Origin of the sequence: Rhizobium sp. T1470 (genome assembly GCF_042140505.1) — a bacterium.
GTDB lineage: Bacteria > Pseudomonadota > Alphaproteobacteria > Rhizobiales > Rhizobiaceae > Rhizobium > Rhizobium favelukesii.
The window spans coordinates 88,095-108,592 of record NZ_CP148096.1; the positions used below are offsets into that span (position 1 = coordinate 88,095).

The following is a 20,498-nucleotide window of genomic DNA, read 5'->3' on the forward strand; positions in this document are numbered from 1 at the left end:
CCGCCAGGGATTTGTTCTGCGGAGAGGCATACAGCGAGCAGCGGATTAACGAGGACGGGCTGACCATTGACAACGACTCGCGTCGCTGCGGTGATCCAGCGTGCGGTGATACAGGGTTGCGGTTTGCCGTTTGGCAGCGTGAAGCCGCAGCCGACCACCAGGCCTCGGTCAGTCAAGACCGCTACTCGCATGCGCGAGACGGAGACCCGCGGCGAGGCAGCCACTATGCTGAGGGTGCCGCCATGGGGGCAGGCCGCGGTCGTACCTGTGTGAAGGACGGTACCAGGCATCAGGTCACCACAAGCGCTTCGTTGTTGATCATGACCGAAAGGCCAGACATCTGGATCGAGGCTCCCTGGCTGTTCATGAGAGTGATGCCAGCTTCGCTGATTTCGATGGCCTGTAGGCCGGTTGCACCCGTCACCGACAGACGAATCTTGTCCGGGGTCACTTCGATACTACTACGAGATGCGGCCGCGGAGGCTGAAGTCAGGAGGTACTGCTTCTTAACGTCGATCGCATAGTTATTCCCCACCTCGACATTGTGGTCCTTCTGCGCTTTCAGAAAGACCTCCTCACACCCGGGCCTATCCTCGAACCTCAACTCATTGTAATCCGCGATGGTGCCACCATCCGTGTGCGTTCGGAAAGTGGAACGGGTTTTGTTGGCCGGCAAGACTTCAGGCGGTAGATTGGAGCCGTTGTAAACCAGACCGGTTATGAGGGGCCGATCAGGGTCGCCGTGGACGAAGTCCACTACAACCTCTTGGCCGATTCTTGGAATTAGCAGGCAGCCGAAGCCCTTGCCTGCCCAATTCTGCGCTACCCTAATCCAGCAGGAGCTATTTTCGTCCTTGTTGCCCTCGCGGTCCCAGAAAAACTGAACCTTGATGCGGCCGTACCGGTCTGTGGCGATTGTCTCACCCCGCGGACCCACGACGACCGCCGTCTGCGGCCCCTTGATCACCGGCAACGGTGTGCGGCGCGGGGGGCGGTACTGGGTGCTCGCGGGAATGATCTCGACCGCACTGTGATAGAGGAAGCACTCAGCTTTGTGGCCGGTGGCGGATCTCGTTGGACCACCTCCCAGCTCCCCCAAAATCGTGAAGTCATTTGCGATCGCCATAAAGCGCTGAGTGGATTTCGGACGCGCGCCCACATCGCCGTAATTGTAAGGGTTGGCAGCTTTGAAGGTAGATCCTGTTGTGATCTGGCGAGCCGTAGTTTCAATACGTGCGCGATAGGTGCTACAGGCAAGCTCTTCTGCGCGGACCGTGGCGTAGAAATCGCCATGCCATTTTTCCTTGTAGCAACCGGGATAGTTGAACGTCGCGTGTAGCTTTGAGGAAGCACCTGCGTTCGCGGTCTGCGATGCCACGCGAGGAGCGCCCGACAGGCGCTGCCTCGCATCCTTTGCGGGTGGAATGCCGCCGATCCGAACGGTAGGAACACGCGCGACGGAGGTAAGCTCTGCCGCCGGCTTCTCATGATCGTAGTCCTTGAGAACAACCGTGTTCGGCTGCAGTGACACGATTTCGCTCCAGTCCAAGATCACGTCATCTCGATGGAGGTTTCCGGCGGGCCTAAGATTGTGGTGGGTCTCCACATTTTCAGGCATGCATGCCTCATGGCTTGAAAGGTTGTCGACAAGCACCAGATCGTGTCGGTCCTGACCGTGCTCAAAATAGTAGTATATGCCGTCCTGCTCCATTAAGCGACTAACGAAATCCAAATCGGTCTCGCCGTGCTGTACGCAAAACATACGCCGTGGAAACCGCCCCATTGTGCGATTCTTGAAATTGCCTTTGTTCTCCTGAAAGATCGCAGTAATTATCTCTATGCTGGTCTTGTTCTGGAAAATCCGACTGTTAGTCCGATAGTTGAGTAAGAAGACCCACGGCCGTAGTTCCGCCAAGTAATTGAGGTGCTCGGTATCGTCCAGCCCGACGTACTCGAATCGAGTGATGACGCCGTTGAAAAAGCGCGTCCCCCCACCCTTCAATTTAAGGCCTGCCGTCAAGCTTTGGCCGGGAACACTGGCGAAATTCTGAATCGGAGTGGTAATGGCGAGCTTAACTTCGTAATGGAAAGGTTGCCCCAGCCGTTCGGTGCCTCTGAGCCATCGGAGAGTGACATCGTTCGGCTGGAATGCGGCCGATGTGACTGCGGCGAAACGATTACGCTTCAGGGGATTTTCTGTTGTATGCTGGACCATGATGAATTTCCGCAATGTCCTAATTGGAGCGCCGCAGCGCCTCGTTGGATGAAGAAACGCGGTCGGAGCCGCCGATGAAAATATGAGAGGCGTTTCGACGGACGCCGATGATGGAACCTATTGCAGGGCCCGTGCTGCGGCGGGTCGGTTGAATCAATGATCCAGAATGGCGTCCACGATCAGCGGCCGCATCTTCATTCCCTCGTAAAAAGGCTCATCCCGAGCCTAGATGAGAATTTGTATAGCGGGGTGATACCAGTTGGCTCACCACCCTCTTCGATAACTGTTTGAGCGGGGATATGCCTTCGCGACAACGCAACTACGGGGCCACGTCTACTAGGTGAGGTGCTCACCTGGCGCCTTACTAAACTTAATCAGCGGGCCAGAAGGCTTGTTAACGCTGAGACGGGGCACCTTCTTCCGGATATTTAGCTTGGCGCTATTGAGCATTATCGTACTCCAACTCAACATGAGGTTTGTGTAATTTTGCGAACTACCTGCGCGCTTTCGGCTGCGGAGTTGCACGCTAACAGTACCGAATCCATCAGATCACTTCTGGAGGTGTGGACAACCGTGCCATTAACCGCTGCCGATCGGTGTCATGATCAGGTCGGCGGCATCACGCCGGGCCCTGCGCTCCCCTATCCAACTGGTCCACCCGAGCCTGCCGCTATGTCCTAACCGGTTTTTCGGCACCTCTTTGTGGCGGAGAACGAGATTGACCTCCCAGTCCAGTTCATCTCCTATGTAGTTACGAACAATTGCGGCGAACGCCTCGAGGCCCGAGCTACCCGGTAGAAGCTCCTCATACTGAGCCAATCCGAGCGGACCGATGATGATGCGGAATCGGTGGTGATAAACTTTAATCCTCGCCCCGATCGTGGCTGTACTGCCAAGAGTGCCGGTGCATGGATCTCGGCCCAAGAGGCAGAGTGCACCGAACGGCAACGCTACCCACTTGGGAATAAATTCTCGGATTTCGACTGGCGCCGCAAAGAAGCCGACTAGAATAGCAATGAGGCCTTCAGCATTGCGGCTCGGCGAGGCGAGACGTCCAATAAAGTGCAACTTGGCCAGATCTGGCATTGCATCTCGTCCGTGAAGTGACGTCATCCCAAAGCCGGCGAGTGAGCCGAGCTGCAGGGCGAAGCGATCTTCCTGCGGCCTGTCATGGCTGACAGTGGGCTCACTCTCAGCCCAGGCGCGGAAGAAGAGGGAGGCTAGTCGATGATGAAAAACGTCAGTAAACCGTACCAACGTTTCATCGGCGGCATTGTGCTGCCGATGAAGTGCGTACTCTGTCAGATGCAAAGGCAGCGGACCGTTGGGGCCGAAGAGACCGAAGAAATAGGTGGAAATACTGGGGGGATGGTTCTCTCGAGCCTCAGTCACGCGTGCGACAGACCGCGTCGGAAAGGCCATTGCGGGCTGTTGTCCGATGCGCACCCGATCTAAACTCGGCCGGCTCGATTCCCCAAGCCGCGGCCGATCTGAACAAATTGCATCGATGCGCCGCATAAGCTGAAAGAATTCATAGGCGTGAGGCTCTGCTGCCACTGCGCGCAGGAGGTGTTCGAGCTTGTTCTGCATCAGAGGGACGTTCTGCGACCAAGCATTGTGGGCCATCGCATCACTCTGCCGCGTTGCAATGTCGAGACCACCATCTCGGTAAAGCTATTGATTGATACATATCCAGCGAAGAATTGGTTGAGCACAGAGGCGAGGGGAAAGATACCCACGCCTTCGAAAGCCGCTTCGTCTAGGATGACGCTGATTTCAGTTCCACGTGCGACAGCGGCTTGGCCGCCGCCCGGCAGCCGCTTATCTATCGGTCGCGACTGGATTTCTCGTATGCCGTCAACCTGCCGCAAAGCGAAAGCGTCCTCGGGATCGACGTACAGGCGCAAGAGTTCACGAAGCGCCTCTGCACCCCCATGGCCGTTTTTGTCTGAATTCGTGATCGATAGGTAGTTCAGGGATAGGTGGCTGATCAGCTTCCACGCGACATCGCCGGTCGCGAATGAATGACGCGGCCTGCTTGGCACCGACAGGCACCGTGTGGCGGTAATCGGAGCTCCAATTTCGAGAGTGAAGTCTGTCTCTTTTTGACCAATCGGAAGCAGCAGCGGGAGATGCCTATTCGAGCAAAGGCAGCGCACCGACAACCAAGGGATATCCATCGCATTATGAGCCGCCCGCCGGTCGACCAGTGAGATGAATGTTTCGCTGCCGACATAGCCAGTCCTGACGCCGTTCAGACGTTGGTGCTCCGATAGCAGGCGGTGCTCTCGCCTAGCTGTGTAATAGCTGTTGTGCTGCGTCTCCCGTCCATGGGCACTGATACTGTAAAATGGAAAAAACGCAACGGGGGACCCTTCGCCGTTCTCTCCTTCTCCACTCATTTCAAGGATCGAATGGACCTCGAAATCAAGCGGCCTCATTCGATCGACGACTAGATGGTGCTCGTAGTTCTTGTCGCTCAAGTGAATGCGATCCGCTTGGCGCTCGTAAAGATTGATCGCCGGTGTCGCGAACAGAGCTATGTTCTCAGTTCCAAGGTGGCGTTCCAGCCGTGGCTCCGCACGGCCGAGTGCGAACACGATCTCAAGGTTCTCTGTCGCCGACAGCGCCACGGCGTTCGCGAGCCCGCTGAGCTCGATGAACAAGGTCCGCTCCGCAAGCGCGAAATACTCCTGCAACAGACGATAGCCGTCGAAGGAGCGTGGAACCGCGGGCAGGAGAGCAAAATTGGTCTCAAGACCGCGCTGCCGCAGTTCTTTGAGTGGGATCGTCTCTTGCCAAGGGGGCGGCCGCCCAACTGGCTGGGCTACAATGGCACGAGCGTCCGCGATAAGCTGTTCGGCAACTGCCGCGCCTATGCCACCAGGCCCACCAACGTAAAATGTCAGCGCCCGAATCGCGAGCTTGTTGAGAGAACTTCCGTTGGTCGTCCGAAGGCGCAGTCGCAGCGCAGCCTTAACGTCTTGCATCGGTGGGAGATTCAAAGCGGAAATTTGTGCTGGCGTGGTATAATAATCGACAGCACTCACCTCGATCGGCCAGAGATGGACGTCGTGAGCGGTGCGGAACTCGCAATGGGTTACCGCGTCCGAAGCGAGTTGGCCGAGCAGCTTGGTTCCGCGCGGCACCACATATCCTTGATCAAACCGCCCGGCCAATGGATCCGGTTCGAATCGGACGATTGTCGCGGAAGGCATGGGCGACAGAAAATGCGGATAGACCAATTCCAGCAGGTGCTGCGTGAAGTCCGGGAAACGAGATTGCAGCTTCAATTGGACGCGCGCTGCCAGGAAGGCAAAACCTTCTAACAGCCTTTCGACATATGGATCGCCGACCTCGGCTGATTCTATCCCGAGGCGGCCAGCTACCTTTGGGAATGCACGGGCAAACTCAGCTCCCATCTCCCGGATGTATGCAAGCTCATCATTGTATAAGCGGAGGAGCCTCGGGTCCATCAGATCGTCTCCGCAACTAGTTCGACAATGCTGACGTTCTTGAGGTCTCGGTCAAGGTCAGTTCGCATCACGAGCCGCAGCGGCATCGGCTCCGCCCAGAGGTCCGCCTCGATTCTAAAGCCAAGAGAGCCGTTTTGGTTAGCGTCAGTCAGCGGTGTGACCTTGACGCTGTCCGCGAGGAGCCGTGGCTCAAAACATTGCAAACAATCAACAATGTCCTGCCCTAAGGCGGTTGCGTCGAGGCCATCGACGATAGGCCCAGCCAATGGACGGACACCGTAATTGAGTGTGCTGGCTGCAACGTGGGGGTAGGACCGGAGATCGACGGTTGCACCCAACTGGGTTGCGTTAAGCAGCCACGACGCGTCACGCAGAATCATTGCTTTTACTTGGCGGAGCGAAAGGCCGTATAAGTTCTTCGATTCGGACGTGCTGCACGGCTCGTCGTCGGTGAGCCGGTCGAGAAGAGATGGCTGAATCGAACTCCATTCATCTGCGATGACCACCTTCAATCTCCACATAAAGAGCAGCGGTTCGACCCAAATGCGTGGCGCGTGGCCAGACGCACTGGGTCGCGGTTCTGCAAGCCGTCACGCGACGAGCTTGTTAAAATCAGAACTGTTGGCAATTTGGTTCCAAATACCCTCACCAGACTTGGAAAGACAACCTCTTTCGTCCTGCATGTAGTAGATGATCTTGCAGGCGCCGAATCGGAAAGTGACCGTCTCCTCGGGGCTATCTTCCGCATGGGCCCACTCAAGCTTCTCAATTGCCAACATGTTAAAGGTCCAGTGTAGGAATAGGTTCGAATCGGCTGTGGCAAGTGCGGCGCCCGTCGATTTGAAGAGCTTCAGATCAACGCTGTTGAAATGGACGCCGCGTCCACATGCTACGAACAAGGTAGCAGAGGCTTTATCCACTTGCTTCTTAATGGTGAAGGCCTCGAACTCCGCCTTACCTGACCCAGCGCCGGAGGTGTGAGGGCCGATATTCAGCTTGTTCTCGAGCGAAAAACTCCATTGGTCACCAAGTGTGATACCATCCTTCAGGATGATGGATTCTCCCTTGGGCTGAATGCCGTCCTTAGATGCCTGCGTGAACTTCATGACTGCATCGAATGCCATGCTGAGTATCCTCTATCGTGCGTTTTCGGATCAATGGTTTGAGCGGACCGAGGACATTCGCGACACCAGCCTCAGTGAGATGGTGAGGCCCTCGAGCTGATAGTGTGGTCGCAGATAAAATATTGCGGTGTAGTAGCCAGGATTATCTTCGACCTCTTCGACCTTGACCTCAGCTGAGGAGAGCGGCTGTTGCGCCTTGCTTTCTTCGCTCCCCAGCTCGGGCGAGGGGTGGACGTAGCCTTGGATCCAATGGTTCAGCCACTCCTCGACCTCGGAACGTTCTTTGAAAGCGCCTATCTTGTCACGAACCATGCACTTTAAGTGGTGAGCAAAACGGCAGGTCGCAAAAATATAGGGTAGTCTGGCGCTAAGCTCAGCATTAGCTGCGGCGTCCGGGTCTTCGTATCTGATCGCCCTGTTTACCGTCTGGGCACCGAGAAATACGCCCAGCTGTGTGTTCTTTCGGTGTAACAGTGGCAGGAGGCCGTTTTTTGAGAGCTCGGACTCCCGCCGATCGCTGATCGCGGTCTCGGTTGGGCACTTAAGGTCGACCCCACCGTCGTCGCTTGGGAAAGTGTGTACCGGCAGGTCCTCAACGAGGCCGCCGGATTCGAATCCACGGATTCTGGACAGCCAGCCGTAGAGCTTGAACGATCGCGTGATGTTCACACCCATGGCATAGGCAGCATTCGTCCATAGATACTTTGAGCTGTCACCGCCCTCGGTATCCTCCTCGAAGGCAAACTGATCGACAGGATTAGTCTTGGCGCCATAGGGCAGCCGTCCGAGCATGCGTGGCAGTGTCAGCGCCACATATCGGGAGTCCTCACTTTCGCGAAAAGCTCGCCATGCGGCATGCTCAGGCGTCAGGAATATCTTTGAGATGTCGCGTGGGTTAGCAAGTTCGCCCCATGAATCCATCTGCAACAGATGCGGTGAGGCCGCCGAGATGAACGGGGAGTGGCTTGCGGCAGCAATTTGTGCAATGCCTGTGAGTAGTTCAATGTCATGAGGGCTGTGGTCGAAGAAGTAGTCCGCAACCAAGCAGCCATAGGGCTCGCCCCCAACCTGCCCATATTCCTCTTCGTAGATCTTCTTGAAGAGGGGGCTCTGATCCCACGCGATCCCCTTAAATTTTCGCAGCGTTCGAGACATTTCCTTCTTCGAGATAGAAAGAACGCGAATCTTCAACGTTTCGTCTGTCTCGGTATTGAACGTAAGGTGATGCAAACCCCGCCAAGCTGACTCCAGCGCTTGAAAATCCGGGTGATGAAGTATCTCGTTGATCTGTTCTGACAGTTTCTCGTCGATTGACGCTATAATTGATTCGATCGTTTCCACGGCATCGTCACTGATCAGTGATGCATGTCGAAGAGCTTGGTCGGCCAAGGTCATGACCGCATTCTCCACCGCCTCGCGGCTTTGATCAGAACGGGGCTTGAATTCGCGATGCAGCCGAACGACGAAATCATCCACGGCGGCGGGGGCCTGCATCTCCCCAGGTAGTTGGGCCACCAATGTCATAACCACTGCTCCTTCGTCGCCGGAGATTCGGCCGGTAGCGCTTCCGGTATTTCCTCAGAAGCCACGGTCTTGGTAGGTGCGCTGACCGCACTGAGTAGGGCAGGATCGTTCACCAAGCGAACGATCAGTTCTTCTGCACCGGCCTTTCCGTCCATATAGGCCAACAGATTGGAAAGCTTTATCCTGGCCTCGAACAGCGCTTTGAGGCATCCGACTTTCCGCGCCACGGCTGCCGGTGAGAAGTCATCCATAGACTCGAAGACTAAGTCAACACCCAGCTGGCCTTCATCCGTCAGACGATTTGGGACCCGGATAGCCACCCTGGGCTTTAGGGATCTGAGCCGGTCGTCGAAATTATCGACATCGATTTCCATCATCTTGCGTTCGGCCACTGGGGGCAGCGGCTCGGCGGGATTTCCAGCCAGGTCAGACATGACACCTACGACGAATGGAAGCTCTACCTTTTTTCGCGAACCATAGGTCTCTAGGTCGTATTCGATTTGGACTCGGGGGGGGCGATTCCGGTTGATGAACTTTTGACTGCTTGGCCTAGCCATGGTTCCATTGATCCTAATGTTGCGGTTGAACGTTCATACATCACGCACCCGATTCAGCTGCCACACCCACAATGGAGCGGTATTGAGCAGCTCCCTCCGGAGCGAGCTCTACGAGCAAAGCCAAAAAGTCCTTTGATACGAGTCTCTTGGCCCGCTCGAGCAGGGCTGGCACGGGGCTGGCCGGCTCATTCACTTTGTACCAGCAGCAGATCCAGTCGAGTATGCTAATGACATCGTTACGACCGCGAATCTCTTCGGGATTTCGCATCTCGACTGGGGATAGCGATGGCTGCACCACGGTTGCGGATTGCGGCAATTTCTGGTGCCGTGTTATTAAGTCCTTGCACTGGCGGAGCACCGAAATGACGGGCTCAAAGCGAACAGCATCTGCGGTTTCGACGTGCTCCTTCACGCTGGCCTCAAGGCGCGTTGCAGCCTTTAGGCTAGCGTCGAGTTCGTCACTCAGTCGGCGCAGATGGGCTTGATCGGTGTCGCCGAAAGCCATGTCAATAGTCGCTGAATTGATCTCACTTGATGGAGATCGCTGCGTCTCCATCCAATCGCGGAGAGTAAAGGAACCAAACTGCCTGGACGCGGTGACGGGGACCTGACAAATCTCCGCGACAAGCCCGGACGGATCGCAGAGATTCGCCAAAGCACTAAGGCGCACCGTCTGATCCCCGCAATCCTCTGCATCTGGTCGCGGATGCAGCTCCGACCAATAGAATTCAACGTAGCCAGAAAGCAGCTCAAATCCTTGACAAAGGCCTGGGTATCCAAACTGGCTGAGAGCGGAGCGTGTCAGCATGACACCGATACGCAGATCCTTTGAGCGGGCGGCAAGCCCTAGGCCGAGCTGCCACACTGTGCGCCAGTTGGGAGCCTCCCCCGCCTGGACGGAATCTCCCATCTGTTGCGCGGGCCTTCCTTGGGCAGCCATCTCGAGCTCGAGAAAACTTAGATCGTAGTCGAGAGCATCACCGCATGGATTGCCGTCGCCAACCGACTTCAACAAATTATCTACATCGAGCATAGCAAATTCCCGTTTGCCCTGATCAGGGTCACGCGGCCCGGAGGCCCGATCGGCATAGGCCGCTTTACCTTCTAGCCGATGATCGGCCGCGTGCGAAATGCGACATCGATATCCGATCATGGAGCGGTCGGATCAGCATTGCCGTGGCTGATGATTGAATACCAATTGCGCATGCAGGTATTTCTGGAAGGTGCCCTAAGCTGCCTTTTCTTAGATGAAGCGATTTTTCGAATGACGTGGAGCCAGGCGGGATGTCTTTGGACAACAAAGTCGTTTGGTCGGAGGGATTGTTCCTCCGACCGCAGCATTTTCAGCAAAACGACCACTATTTCGAAAAACTGGTGCGCAGCAGAACGGCCGTTTTGCATGGGTATGGCTGGGGCATCACCCACCTCCGGCTCAATCGCGAACTGGTTGGCTTAGGTAAGATCGCTATCGAAGCAGCGCGGGGGGTCTTGCCGGATGGCACTCCGTTCAGCATTCCAGAAGACGCTGACCAGCCGACCCCATACGAGGTTCCCGGTAACCTCCGTGATTCACTCATTCATTTGGCGGTACCACTGTATCAACCGGGGGCGGTGGAAACGGATGCGCGGACAAAAATCGACGTCGCTACCCGCTTTGAGGTTGCAGTCCAGGATAGTGTCGACACGAATAGCGGCGAGCGAGGCAGCGCCTCCATTGAGGTGGCGCGACTACGTTTTCATCTCGTGCCGGACGTTGCAGATCGCGCTGGATTCACGTGTCTCCCTATCGCCCGCCTTATTGAGGTCCGAGCCGACCGGCAGATCATTCTCGACGAGGATTACATCCCGCCAACACACGACTGCGCCAGTTCCCGTGTGCTCTCTAATCTCATGAATGAGATACGAGGCTTGCTTTACCATCGCGGTGAGGCGCTGGCTGCTCGGGTTTCGCAGTCAGGCACGGGCGGGGTGGCGGAGATCGCTGATTTCCTTCTTCTCCAAGCAATTAATCGTTATGAGCCGTACTTCGACCACCTTTCCAAAGCCGCAGGCGTGCATCCAGCTATGCTGTATGGCCTTATGGTCCAGCTCGCTGGTGAACTAGCCACGTTTTCACGGCCGGAGAAGCGTCCCCCGGCATTCACCGACTACAATCACGAGGCTCTGTCGCACGCTTTTATGCCGGCGATTCGGTCGATTAGATCTTCGCTGAGCACAGTGCTAGAACAAACGGCGATACCTCTGCCGCTACGGCAGCATAAGTACGGTATCCATCTCGCCGAGGTGTCAGACCGTTCGCTGTTTACGACCGCAAACTTTGTGCTGGCCGTTCGTGCTGATGTAGAGACCGAACGGCTGCAGCGGGAGTTCGCGACTCAAATCAAAGTCGGCCCAGCTGAGAAGATCAAAGAGCTAGTCAATGTCGCTCTGCAGGGGATCACCATCAATCCTCTGGCGGTCGCCCCACGGCAGATACCCTTCCATGTCGGTGTCACATACTTTGAAATCGATCAGCAGAGCCGGCTGTGGAAGGACATGCCTCATTCCGCGGGATTGGCGCTGCACGTAGCCGGTGATTTCCCAAATCTCGAAATGGCTCTCTGGGCCATCCGCTCTCAATAATGATCGTTCCACCAGGTAATGCCAACATGTCACTCCTTCAACGTGTAGTGAATACAAAAGACAGTTTATCGGGGAACCGTGCCATATGCCGACTGATTGAATCCGGCTGCGGGCTGACGACGGGCGCGTCCGAGGACAGTCGCCTTGTTTTGTCTAACAATCGGCAAACGACCTCAAATTCTCACTGCTCAAAGAAGCGTGTGGGGAACACGTAATGAACAAGGGCAGCGGCAATGAACCGTTTCCAGAGGACGAGGCAAAACCGGGGCCGTCGGAAGCACCAACCAGCTTGAGGAGCGACAGTCAGATCGGCGCAAATGTCGACGCAGCTTGGATAGCGACCGAAACCGAACAGCACACGGCAGACCCGTTTGAGGAGTGGAGTTTTCTGGGGACGGTTGAGAGGGCTCCAGCGATCTCTGTTAATACCCGACTGGGGGAGCCGTTCGATCGAGAGTTCCTCCTGGCGCCGTTCCTAGATGTCGATCAAGACCTATCGCCAGCCACATTGTACACCCGCCAAGCTGTTACTTATGCGGATCATGTACCGGCGCAGGCCTGCATCTTCATGCAACCGAAGCATCGTGTCGAGGCCATTCCAGACGATTGGGATCCCGCGACTGAGTTCAGAACCACACAGGTGGTGACGGTTGCGTCAAGCTTCACCGGCATCAAAAATGACCCTCCAATGGACACCGACCCGCTCCTTCCACCGCCGCAGGAGCACCCGTCTCGTTTGCTTCCGGTTGGGGACGCTGGTAGTGGCAGCGAAAGACTCGTGGATGTTGCGGCTTTTCCTGCGGCAAGTGGTCTCTCTCTAGCAGAGATCAGGCAAGCCGATAATTCAACTCTCACGGATCGCGCGGGGCCGATGTTGCTCAATTCCGCGGCCAGTCTCAGCAGCCAGCTCTCCGCTTGCCAGCACGCCCGGCAGGAAGAAGGGATTCGGTGCCCGGTGGCCACGCAGGACCTAAAGGTTCTGGGGGCCGAGCAGGCGTTGCATGCATCTGTGTCCGTCGATACCACACGCCTTTATCCCGTGGACTTCGCCCTCACGCAAGCTTCTGCTGACATCACGGCGCATGAGGTCTCCATGCTCGCCTTACTGCAGAAGCACCTAGTGAGCGTCCGTGAGCGCCTCTGCTCTGCAGCGATCGAAGCGACGGTCGCGCCGACCAGGTGGTTCTCGTTTGGCAGCAGGAAAGCCCGGCTTTGGGACGAGTACTGCCGAGTCTTCAACGACGTTGTCTCTGAGATCGAGAATGACACGCTTCGGAGCTTGAGTGCCGACTTTGAGTCCTCACTCCGGATGAGCAACACCCACGCAGATATGGCACCAGCTCAAAGGAATGGTAGCCTTGCCGACTGAAGGAACCTTGCTAAGTCGTGAACCTGCTTCCACGCTTGAGCCCGCGGCTGTGTCACGGACGGTAAACCCACGGTGGGAAGCGCTGACGCTCCACCGGCTTAATCCGCTCGTCGCGGCCGCTGCAGCACTGTTGAGCCTCTCTGCTCAACTCAAGAGCGGTGTGGACCAAGTTGATGTCGAGGAGCTTCGCCCGCGGGTACTGCGCGAGATTGATGCATTCGAGCGTCGGATATTGCCGCTTGGTTTACCGACGCGGGCAATTAAGATTAGCACATATGCTCTCTGCGCGACAATTGACGACATTGTTCTGAGCACTGCTTGGGGTAGCCAAAGCATATGGGCTACGCGGAGTATGGTCGGAACGGTGTTCGGGGAGACTTGGGGTGGGGACCGCTTCTTCGAGCTTCTGCAGCACATGAAAAAGGATCCCGCAACCAACATCGAATTACTTGAGTTGCTCTACTACTGCATGCGGATGGGCTTCGAAGGACGCTTCCGGGTGGCTGCGAGAGGGGCCTCCGAACTCGTCATGTTGTGCGAGGACGCCTACAACCAAATCCGAGCAGCGCGCAGTGACTCCGAGCGGGACTTATCTACACACTGGAAAGAACGGCCCCACACGCGGGGACCCCTCCGTCGCCCCGTTCCTTCTTGGACCATCGCAGCTTTCGGCGCAGCCTTCCTCCTTTCGCTCTATATGGGGCTGCATTCTGGACTCAATGACCGTTCAGACATGGTCCTCACCGAACTCGCCGATCTGCCACCAAGCAGTGCAGTGAAATTGGTAAGGGCCACCACACCAGGCGCAGTCGTGAAGCGCAGTAACCGACTGCATCACTTTCTCGAATCCGAGACCCATGACGGGTTCGTCACTGTCACCGAAGATGCGCAACAGATTTTAGTTACCATCCGCGGCTCAGGGCTGTTTGATCCATCAAGCTCGATCGTGAAAGCATCATTCGTGCCACTTCTTCTGCGCATTGGTCGAGCACTCAACGACCAGCCGGGTGCAGTTGTTTTGACCGGACACACGGATTCGAGGCCAATCCGATCCCTTGCCTATCGCTCTAACGCAGACCTCTCTATGGCCCGTGCCATAGCAGCTGGTGAGACTATCAAATCAACCATGAATGAACCGGGGCGGGTGCGCGAACAAGGGAGGGGTAGCGGTGAGCCGATTGCTTCGAACCAGACGCCAGAAGGGCGCGCCAAGAACCGCCGGATCGAAATCATAATCACAAAGCCAAACTAAGAATTGGACCATGCAGTCAATATACAAAGTGCTTCGAGTAAAGTGGCTCCGTATCGTAGCGGTCGGTCTCATAAGTGCTGTGATCGTTATCTTTTCTCGGCACCTCTCAATAGGCGGCATTGCCCCACTTGACAGCCTTAGTGAGCAGATAGTTGCGTCAACGTTGATGCCACTTGCGTATGTCGTGTACTACATGATCCAAGGCAATTTCGAAGATTTTTTCCTTAGACGAGTGTCCGGCATGCTGGATGTCGTCCTGGCAAGGCAAAAGGAAGGGGACGTAGAAGCTTCTTCTTCCGATCAGGGAAAACCGCGCACCAGCGCCGCTGCTGAAGCAGAGCTGGAGACTATGTCAGCTCGTTTCCGTGAAACCCGGGCAACGCTCAAGGGCCTCCGTCGCCACGGCATCGTCGGTAAGCGCTGGCTCTATCAACTGCCATGGTACGCAATTATCGGCGCTCCAGGATCCGGAAAAACCACGGCGATTGCTAATTCTGGGCTTAGCTTCCCACTTGCAGGAAACTTCAGTCGGAAATCGGTGAAAGTAGTCAAGGGCACGCGCAATTGTGACTGGTGGTTCACGGATCAGGCCGTACTCATCGATACTCCGGGACATTACACAATTCACGAGCGCAACCCGGACCAGGGGAATACAGTCTGGCGTGGCTTCCTGCGGCTGCTCAGTCGCTCACGTCGCCGCCACCCGTTGAATGGCGTCTTGGTATCAATCGCGATCAACGAGCTGAACTCATCATCCGAGGAGGAGCTCGTTGTTTATGCCCAATGTATCCGACAGCGGATCCTTGAGCTGTATCAAGAACTCGGATTGCGAGTTCCGATCTACGTGTTACTCAACAAGTGTGATCTTATTGCAGGGTTTAACGAATTCTTCGACGACCTTGGAGACGAGGCACGTGAGGCCGTTTGGGGATTCACCTTCACACAAGTGCCGTCGGAGAGTGGAGGCGATCCGATGGCAACTTGCGCAGCAGAATATGATGCACTCGTTGGTCGTCTAAACGACAGCCTACTTAAACGAATGCACCAAGAGAGCAATATTCAACGTCGCGCGCTGGTGTTCGGCTTCCCCCAACAGGTCGCAAGCCTCAAGCATCTCATTCATCAATTTTTGGAGGAAGCATTCGCTCGCAATTCGTTCGAGGATCCGATCATGCTCCGCGGCGTCTACTTCGTAAGCGGAAGGCAGGTGGGCACGCCCTTCGATTCCGTTATGGCTGCCAGCTCTCGGACATTCGGCATCACTCAGCCGGGGATACGCGCTTCACCTGACCAGAGGCGTAGTTATTTCATCACTCGTTTGCTCAACGAGTTGGTCTTCCCTGACGCGGGGCTTGTTGAAGCACATCCCCATGCCGAACGGCGCGAGCGGTGGCTTCGGTATGGTCTCCGCGCGGCGATCGGCGGGCTTGTGGCCAGCGCGGCCGTTTTCTTGATCGTCGGCTTCGTTCGCGAAGCCCGTATTATCTCCGGGGTTAGTCAAACACTCAGTAGCTATGCCCAGGAGACGGAGAAGCTTAGACTATACCGGGTGGACAATAGCGATCTCCGAACAGTCCTGCCACTGCTCGAGCGGCTGCGCGACATGACAATCAGCTATGACAAAGCCGCCAAATCGGGCAATCACCTCGCGGGCTTGGGGCTTCATCAGAGCGAGGAGCTTCGGATCCAAACGCGCGCTGCCTATCGCCACGGTCTTGAAGCGATCTTGCTGCCCCGCCTGATTTTCCGACTGGAAACACTACTGGCGCAAGGCCAGGACGATCCTCCTTTCCTCTATCAGGCGCTGAAAGTCTATCTGATGCTGGGGGGGCGCGGGCCATTCCAGCCCAAGGCGGTCAAAGAATGGATGACCCTCGACTGGGAAGTGATGTTTCCAGCTGAGACCGATGGCAGGCTTCGGCGCGCCTTAATCGGTCACCTCAATGCCCTTTTGGAGCGCCCTACAAACATCGATCTCAACAGCGAATTAATCGAAAAGAGCCGCGCGAAAGTCCGAACCATATCAATGCCTCGTCGCGTCCTGAACATCATCACAACCACTCCCGAGGCCATCCAATTACCAACGTGGCGTCTGTCCGATCACGCCGGACCGGCGGCGGACGTCCTGATCCGCAAATCAGGACAGCCGCTCAACACTGGGATCGCCGGCATCTATACCCGAGCCGGGTTCTCCGAAATATTTCTACGATTGCTGCCACCTGTAGTAGATGCGGTTGCTGCAGAAGGTTGGGTGCTTGGCGACCAGGCGATCCCCTCCGCCAATGGCCCGCGTAATAAGCTGCGGGAGGAGGCGGTGGAGCTCTACCTTCAGGATTTTTCTTTCCGTTGGGACGGACTTGTAAACGACCTCTCCATCCGCCCAATGGCTAGTGTCGACGACGCGCTGCGAACGTTGAATGCGCTTTCCGCGCCGACGTCACCAATGCGCTTGTTTCTCTCCGCAATGGCACAGGAGACTAAGCTCGGTGAACCGGCGCTGGAACCGACGATGAAAAGTAAGGGCATCACCCAAGGAGAGCCTTGGGGAAGCGATCTCCAGACGCTCTTCCGTTCCCGGGTTGTCCCGGGCGCTCCTGGAAGCCAAGCCCGACTCTACACAGACGAACATTTTCAGTGGCTGCATCAACTTGTGGATGTGCCGCCAAACAGCCCGCCGGGGGCCCAAGCACCGATCGACAGCGTCATACGTGATCTCAGAACTCTTTATCAAGCACTCGGTGATGTAGAGGACAAGACGATCAGTAACGTTGATAAAACAGCTGTCGCGATCCGCAAAATTGAAGCCGAAGCCACCAATTTGCCGCTGCCCATTCAGCAATGGGTCGGTGGCGTGGGCCGGCTCAGCTCGAAACTGTCTGTCGGCGACGCAAAACGGCGTCTTGCGGAGATGTGGGCTGAAGGTGCCGGTGCCCAGTGTCGGCGCGCGACCGCAGGACGGTATCCCTTCACCCGTACATCACGTCTGGACATTCCTTTGGGAGATTTCGCTCGGCTGTTTAGAGGTGACGGCATAATAGAAACTTTTTTTGCGGAGCACTTGGCGACCTTTGTTGATCGGTCCGAGGGAGCGTGGAAGGTACCGTCCACGAGGAGTGTCGAGCTAGAAATCAACCCGGATGCCTTGGCGCAGTTTAAACGGGCAGCTGCGATCCGTGCTTCGATGTTCAAGGATGCCGGCGATCAACCGTCATTTGAATTCCTGCTCACAGTAGCTGATACTGACCCATCAACCGACGAGGTCGTGGTTGAGATCGACGGCCAGACACTTGCACAACGGCGAGGAGCATACAAGCCTGTGCGTTTCCGCTGGCCTACGGTTGGCGGCGTCGGTGGCGCGTCGGTCACTCTCAACGGCTTCAAACGTGCAGCACTTTCCGAGGTAGGCCCCTGGGCGTTGCTTCGACTATTGGACGAGGGAGAGACGTTTCGTCAAGAAAGCTCCGACCGCATTTACGTGCGAATGACGGCTGGCCGTCAATGGGCGACATTCATCCTCCAAGCCGACAACCTGGTCAATCCACTATCCCGCAATCTGCTATCGCTATTCCGATGCCCACAAATCTAAGAAGGCCCGCTGATGCAACCAATGCTGCTGCACGCATGTCCTGCCACGCAAGTCGAACGTGTCATCACAGGACGATTTCATCTGCACGAGCCCGTACTCTGAGACTACTGACAGATCAATGCCAATGGGACTGGTGGGCATCTACGGCGGACCTTCATGCAGCCGAACTGGTTGACGTCTTTTTCAGTCTCTGCGGCATGCCACTTTTTCGGCTGATATTTCAGCAGGCCATCGAACAGCAGATGGTGCTCGACCCGCGATCGACGTCTTTGCCCGATCGTCGAATGCCGTCAACCGACATCACCGCTGATGAGCCAATGGTTCGCCGCTTCGTCCATCCTTTAACGCGTTTTGCAACAACCAAGTGTGGAGACACATTATGAACCAAGTACATAGTTCACAAATAGCGCAGAAGTACATGTCCGTCATCAGGAGCACTCAAGCCAAAGAAGGACTGGAATTCTGCTTTGCTGTTGGCACTATTGTCATTGCCGAGAAGAGGAAGCCGGTCGTTTTGGTGCGGAAGAAAGGCTTGACGAGCCTGCGGAGAGTTCTGGAAAATATGCACTACAAGACTACCAAAGGTGTTCAGGAACCCAGCGATTTTAAGTTTCTGAGATCTGGCACAGGGAGGATGAATAAAGAGGGCGTCATTGTCGTACGGCTGGCCAAAGGCGGCATGGCCAAATTTATGGCGATCAGGACGCAAATGAGACTTTACTTCAAAGACCTGAGAGTAAGCATGCCGGCCATTCAGGAAGCTGAACCACTGACGGAAGAAGACCTCAATCTTTTTGAAATTGCGGCTCAGGCGACCTCTGATGAGCTTCCGTCAAATGACGATCAGGAACCCGTCGGAACCCTGGAGGGGGGCGCCGCTGAAGAAGCTCTTTCTGAAGGACTGAAGCAAACCCTTGCCACTTCGGCAGCGTCAGTCGCAGAGCACGCTATACGTCTCAGTCGGCAAACGGGGCAAATGCAAACCGCTGAGCTGGGGCCATTAACTAAAAAAATCGCCAATTGGCTCGAGGGAATGCTGGCCTCGACGCCGCCCGAAGAGCAGGAGAATGCCCTTCACAATTTCACTTGCCGCCTGTTTCTGATGCTGGCCTACGACGACAATCTGAGAAATCTCCACTATGTGGACGAGGCACCCGAGGGCGACGAGATGCAAACGGATGGCTCAGCGAAGCAGAACATAGCAGGCGTTGACGGCGGTGCTAAGCGCGAACCGATCAACATAGATGGGATCGACTCCAGAGACCCCATCGGAAAAGACGAAGTCGTGAAAGCGCTGTTCCAGATGATCCGAGCAGCGGCACAACAGCGACGGCTTTCTTATTCTCTGGAAAATGCGAGATTAGACCGAATCGCCGAGATGGTGTCATCGCAGTGGCCTCAAGAGGAAGGCCAGGCGGCCAGCAGACGTCAAACCTTGGAACGCCTGATGGCCGTGGTGGAGCGAGGCAAAGATGATTTGTTGATTGCCCTGCTTGGCCTCGGCGATGCCGACAAGTTCGATTTCGAAGCAGTCGTTCGGACCATTGAAAATAAATGGCAAGCGTGCCTCGATGCAGCACTCGTGCATTGGGAGGACACGAAGAGCAAGATCGAAACGTATGATGAGGACTACCGCGGTGCAACCTGGGAGGTCGTCGATAACCTTTTCCAGGGGGTCAAAGATGTGGTTTCGGAAGAATTTGCTGACCTTGTTGAGCAAGGAGCCGGAGTAACTGTTGACGTGATCGAGCTCGCCGAAGCAGTCGTCGAAGCACTCCTCCAACACCTCGACAAAAACGATGTCGTTCAGCTGCTTGACAATCCTCCGGCGGCCTTTGGTCCGAACTCGATCGGGAAGACGCTGCGGGACGGACTCTCGACCGTCCGCGGTGAACTGACCCACGTCAGAAACTCCCTCGTTACAGCCAACGCATAATCGAAGGAGCAAAGCTGAACTCAGGGGTATTCGTGGCAGTGCGCAAACTTGCGGCTGTGGTCTTCTTGATCGACGGGTGGGACGGAGAGCGGCAGCAACGCAGCAAGGGTACCGATCAGGAGCCTTGTTCATCTCCGTCCATACACCGCCTGCAATTTAGGGGAGAAGCCGTGTTCTTTGATTTCCATTGGATTACCGGAGTTATGTTCGGCTTCGAGGCTATAGACGATCCAGATTGCGTTATAGTTGTTGTTGACTTCGGAATACTTCGCATGATGATCACTAAGGCCCGGTAGTCGTGTGGCGGCTATGTCGATCCAGACATAGGCGACACTATCTACCCTGCCGGACTATGTCGGGTGGCTCGGGCGTTTCTGCAGGAAATCTCCATGTTTCTCAGATGCTTGCATTTTCCGGTCGCAGCTACCCACCATAGTCCGGCAGGGTAGATAGTGTCGCAGGACATGCGGCGAAACGGACTTGGACGCCAATTCCGGCCTGCTGAGGGTAGCCGCGGCAACCACCCGCCGCACGATATGCGTCGCGCCGAAGCGCGTCAGGCGCTCGCCATGTGTGCCAACAAAGAGCGGCTGTTCCTCGTGCGACTTGAGGCCCCGCTCGCGCATAAACGCCCTCAGCGCCCTGGCCAGATCATTGGCAATCGGCACAATGCGCTCTTTGCGTCCTTTGCCGCGCAAGAGCACCTGGGGTCGTGCCCGATCGAGATCAAGGTCGCAGACATTGATGCCGAGTGCTTCGGAAACACGCGCGCCGGTGCGCCCGAGGAAAAGCAGCAGCGTCGATCGCGACGACCGCGCGCAGTTCGCTGATCTGGCG

The 20,498-nt window shown here is 56.2% G+C and carries 14 protein-coding genes; 5 read left to right on the forward strand and 9 right to left on the reverse strand.

Features of this window, described 5'->3' with window-relative positions:
* Positions 1–289: 289 nt before the first annotated feature.
* The 8 genes from WGT02_RS39710 to tssA form a co-directional block, all read right to left on the reverse strand.
* Positions 290–2,215, reverse strand: coding sequence for a type VI secretion system Vgr family protein (locus WGT02_RS39710; RefSeq protein ID WP_208250685.1), 1,926 nt, complete (start codon positions 2,213–2,215; stop codon positions 290–292).
* A 579-nt stretch (positions 2,216–2,794) separates the two neighbouring features.
* A complete protein-coding gene (gene tssG / locus WGT02_RS39715) occupies positions 2,795–3,805 on the reverse strand; it encodes a type VI secretion system baseplate subunit TssG (RefSeq protein ID WP_225039927.1) in 1,011 nt (336 codons plus the stop codon).
* Entirely contained in the window at positions 3,805–5,691 is a 1,887-nt protein-coding gene (gene tssF / locus WGT02_RS39720) for a type VI secretion system baseplate subunit TssF (RefSeq protein ID WP_208250676.1), read from the reverse strand. Before tssF ends, tssG begins: the two co-directional genes overlap by 1 nt.
* The gene (tssE, locus tag WGT02_RS39725) at positions 5,691–6,197 is read right to left on the reverse strand and encodes a type VI secretion system baseplate subunit TssE (protein WP_225039930.1); all 507 of its coding nucleotides are present in this window, start codon (positions 6,195–6,197) and stop codon (positions 5,691–5,693) included. Before tssE ends, tssF begins: the two co-directional genes overlap by 1 nt.
* Positions 6,198–6,281: 84 nt before the next feature.
* Positions 6,282–6,815: a type VI secretion system tube protein Hcp gene (locus tag WGT02_RS39730; RefSeq protein WP_208250667.1), complete on the reverse strand. Its 534-nt coding sequence runs from the start codon at positions 6,813–6,815 to the stop codon at positions 6,282–6,284.
* 30 nt (positions 6,816–6,845) lie between these two features.
* Complete coding sequence (gene tssC / locus WGT02_RS39735; RefSeq protein ID WP_208250665.1) at positions 6,846–8,339, reverse strand: type VI secretion system contractile sheath large subunit; 1,494 nt, start codon at positions 8,337–8,339, stop codon at positions 6,846–6,848.
* Positions 8,336–8,896 (reverse strand): type VI secretion system contractile sheath small subunit, encoded by a 561-nt coding sequence (tssB, locus tag WGT02_RS39740; RefSeq protein WP_208250660.1) that lies wholly within the window; start codon positions 8,894–8,896, stop codon positions 8,336–8,338. The genes tssC and tssB overlap by 4 nt, the downstream gene beginning before the upstream one ends.
* A 40-nt stretch (positions 8,897–8,936) precedes the next feature.
* On the reverse strand, positions 8,937–10,049 hold the full coding sequence (gene tssA, locus WGT02_RS39745; protein WP_225039932.1) for a type VI secretion system protein TssA: 1,113 nt from the start codon (positions 10,047–10,049) through the stop codon (positions 8,937–8,939).
* Between the two features lie 131 nt (positions 10,050–10,180).
* Here tssA and tssK point away from each other — a divergent pair, with 131 nt between their 5' ends.
* The 5 genes from tssK to WGT02_RS39770 all read left to right on the forward strand — a co-directional run bounded on the left by tssK (position 10,181) and on the right by WGT02_RS39770 (position 19,661).
* Positions 10,181–11,518 carry a type VI secretion system baseplate subunit TssK gene (tssK, locus tag WGT02_RS39750; RefSeq protein WP_208250653.1) on the forward strand — a complete coding sequence of 446 codons (1,338 nt, stop codon included), beginning with the start codon at positions 10,181–10,183 and terminating at the stop codon, positions 11,516–11,518.
* Positions 11,519–11,732: 214 nt separating this feature from the next.
* The gene (locus tag WGT02_RS39755) at positions 11,733–12,887 is read left to right on the forward strand and encodes a type VI secretion system-associated FHA domain protein (protein ID WP_208250649.1); all 1,155 of its coding nucleotides are present in this window, start codon (positions 11,733–11,735) and stop codon (positions 12,885–12,887) included.
* Positions 12,868–14,139 (forward strand): type IVB secretion system protein IcmH/DotU, encoded by a 1,272-nt coding sequence (gene icmH, locus WGT02_RS39760; protein WP_225039934.1) that lies wholly within the window; start codon positions 12,868–12,870, stop codon positions 14,137–14,139. Before WGT02_RS39755 ends, icmH begins: the two co-directional genes overlap by 20 nt.
* A gap of 10 nt (positions 14,140–14,149) precedes the next feature.
* Positions 14,150–17,725 carry a type VI secretion system membrane subunit TssM gene (gene tssM, locus WGT02_RS39765; protein WP_341353106.1) on the forward strand — a complete coding sequence of 1,192 codons (3,576 nt, stop codon included), beginning with the start codon at positions 14,150–14,152 and terminating at the stop codon, positions 17,723–17,725.
* A 379-nt stretch (positions 17,726–18,104) separates the two neighbouring features.
* The gene (locus WGT02_RS39770) at positions 18,105–19,661 is read left to right on the forward strand and encodes a hypothetical protein (RefSeq protein WP_375680036.1); all 1,557 of its coding nucleotides are present in this window, start codon (positions 18,105–18,107) and stop codon (positions 19,659–19,661) included.
* A gap of 350 nt (positions 19,662–20,011) precedes the next feature.
* Here the strand turns inward: WGT02_RS39770 and WGT02_RS39775 are convergent, their stop codons facing one another.
* Entirely contained in the window at positions 20,012–20,458 is a 447-nt protein-coding gene (locus tag WGT02_RS39775) for a tyrosine-type recombinase/integrase (protein ID WP_341353132.1), read from the reverse strand.
* Positions 20,459–20,498 lie beyond the last annotated feature (40 nt).

Coding starts and splice junctions, on each gene's coding strand:
- WGT02_RS39770 (WP_375680036.1), top strand. CDS start 18,105: ATGAACCAAGTACATAGTTCACAAATAGCGCAGAAGTACATGTCCGTC.
- tssC (WP_208250665.1), bottom strand. CDS start 8,339: ATGACATTGGTGGCCCAACTACCTGGGGAGATGCAGGCCCCCGCCGCC.
- WGT02_RS39755 (WP_208250649.1), top strand. CDS start 11,733: ATGAACAAGGGCAGCGGCAATGAACCGTTTCCAGAGGACGAGGCAAAA.
- tssA (WP_225039932.1), bottom strand. CDS start 10,049: ATGATCGGATATCGATGTCGCATTTCGCACGCGGCCGATCATCGGCTA.
- tssB (WP_208250660.1), bottom strand. CDS start 8,896: ATGGCTAGGCCAAGCAGTCAAAAGTTCATCAACCGGAATCGCCCCCCC.
- tssF (WP_208250676.1), bottom strand. CDS start 5,691: ATGGACCCGAGGCTCCTCCGCTTATACAATGATGAGCTTGCATACATC.
- WGT02_RS39730 (WP_208250667.1), bottom strand. CDS start 6,815: ATGGCATTCGATGCAGTCATGAAGTTCACGCAGGCATCTAAGGACGGC.
- tssG (WP_225039927.1), bottom strand. CDS start 3,805: ATGCAGAACAAGCTCGAACACCTCCTGCGCGCAGTGGCAGCAGAGCCT.
- tssM (WP_341353106.1), top strand. CDS start 14,150: ATGCAGTCAATATACAAAGTGCTTCGAGTAAAGTGGCTCCGTATCGTA.
- tssK (WP_208250653.1), top strand. CDS start 10,181: ATGTCTTTGGACAACAAAGTCGTTTGGTCGGAGGGATTGTTCCTCCGA.
- icmH (WP_225039934.1), top strand. CDS start 12,868: ATGGTAGCCTTGCCGACTGAAGGAACCTTGCTAAGTCGTGAACCTGCT.
- WGT02_RS39710 (WP_208250685.1), bottom strand. CDS start 2,215: ATGGTCCAGCATACAACAGAAAATCCCCTGAAGCGTAATCGTTTCGCC.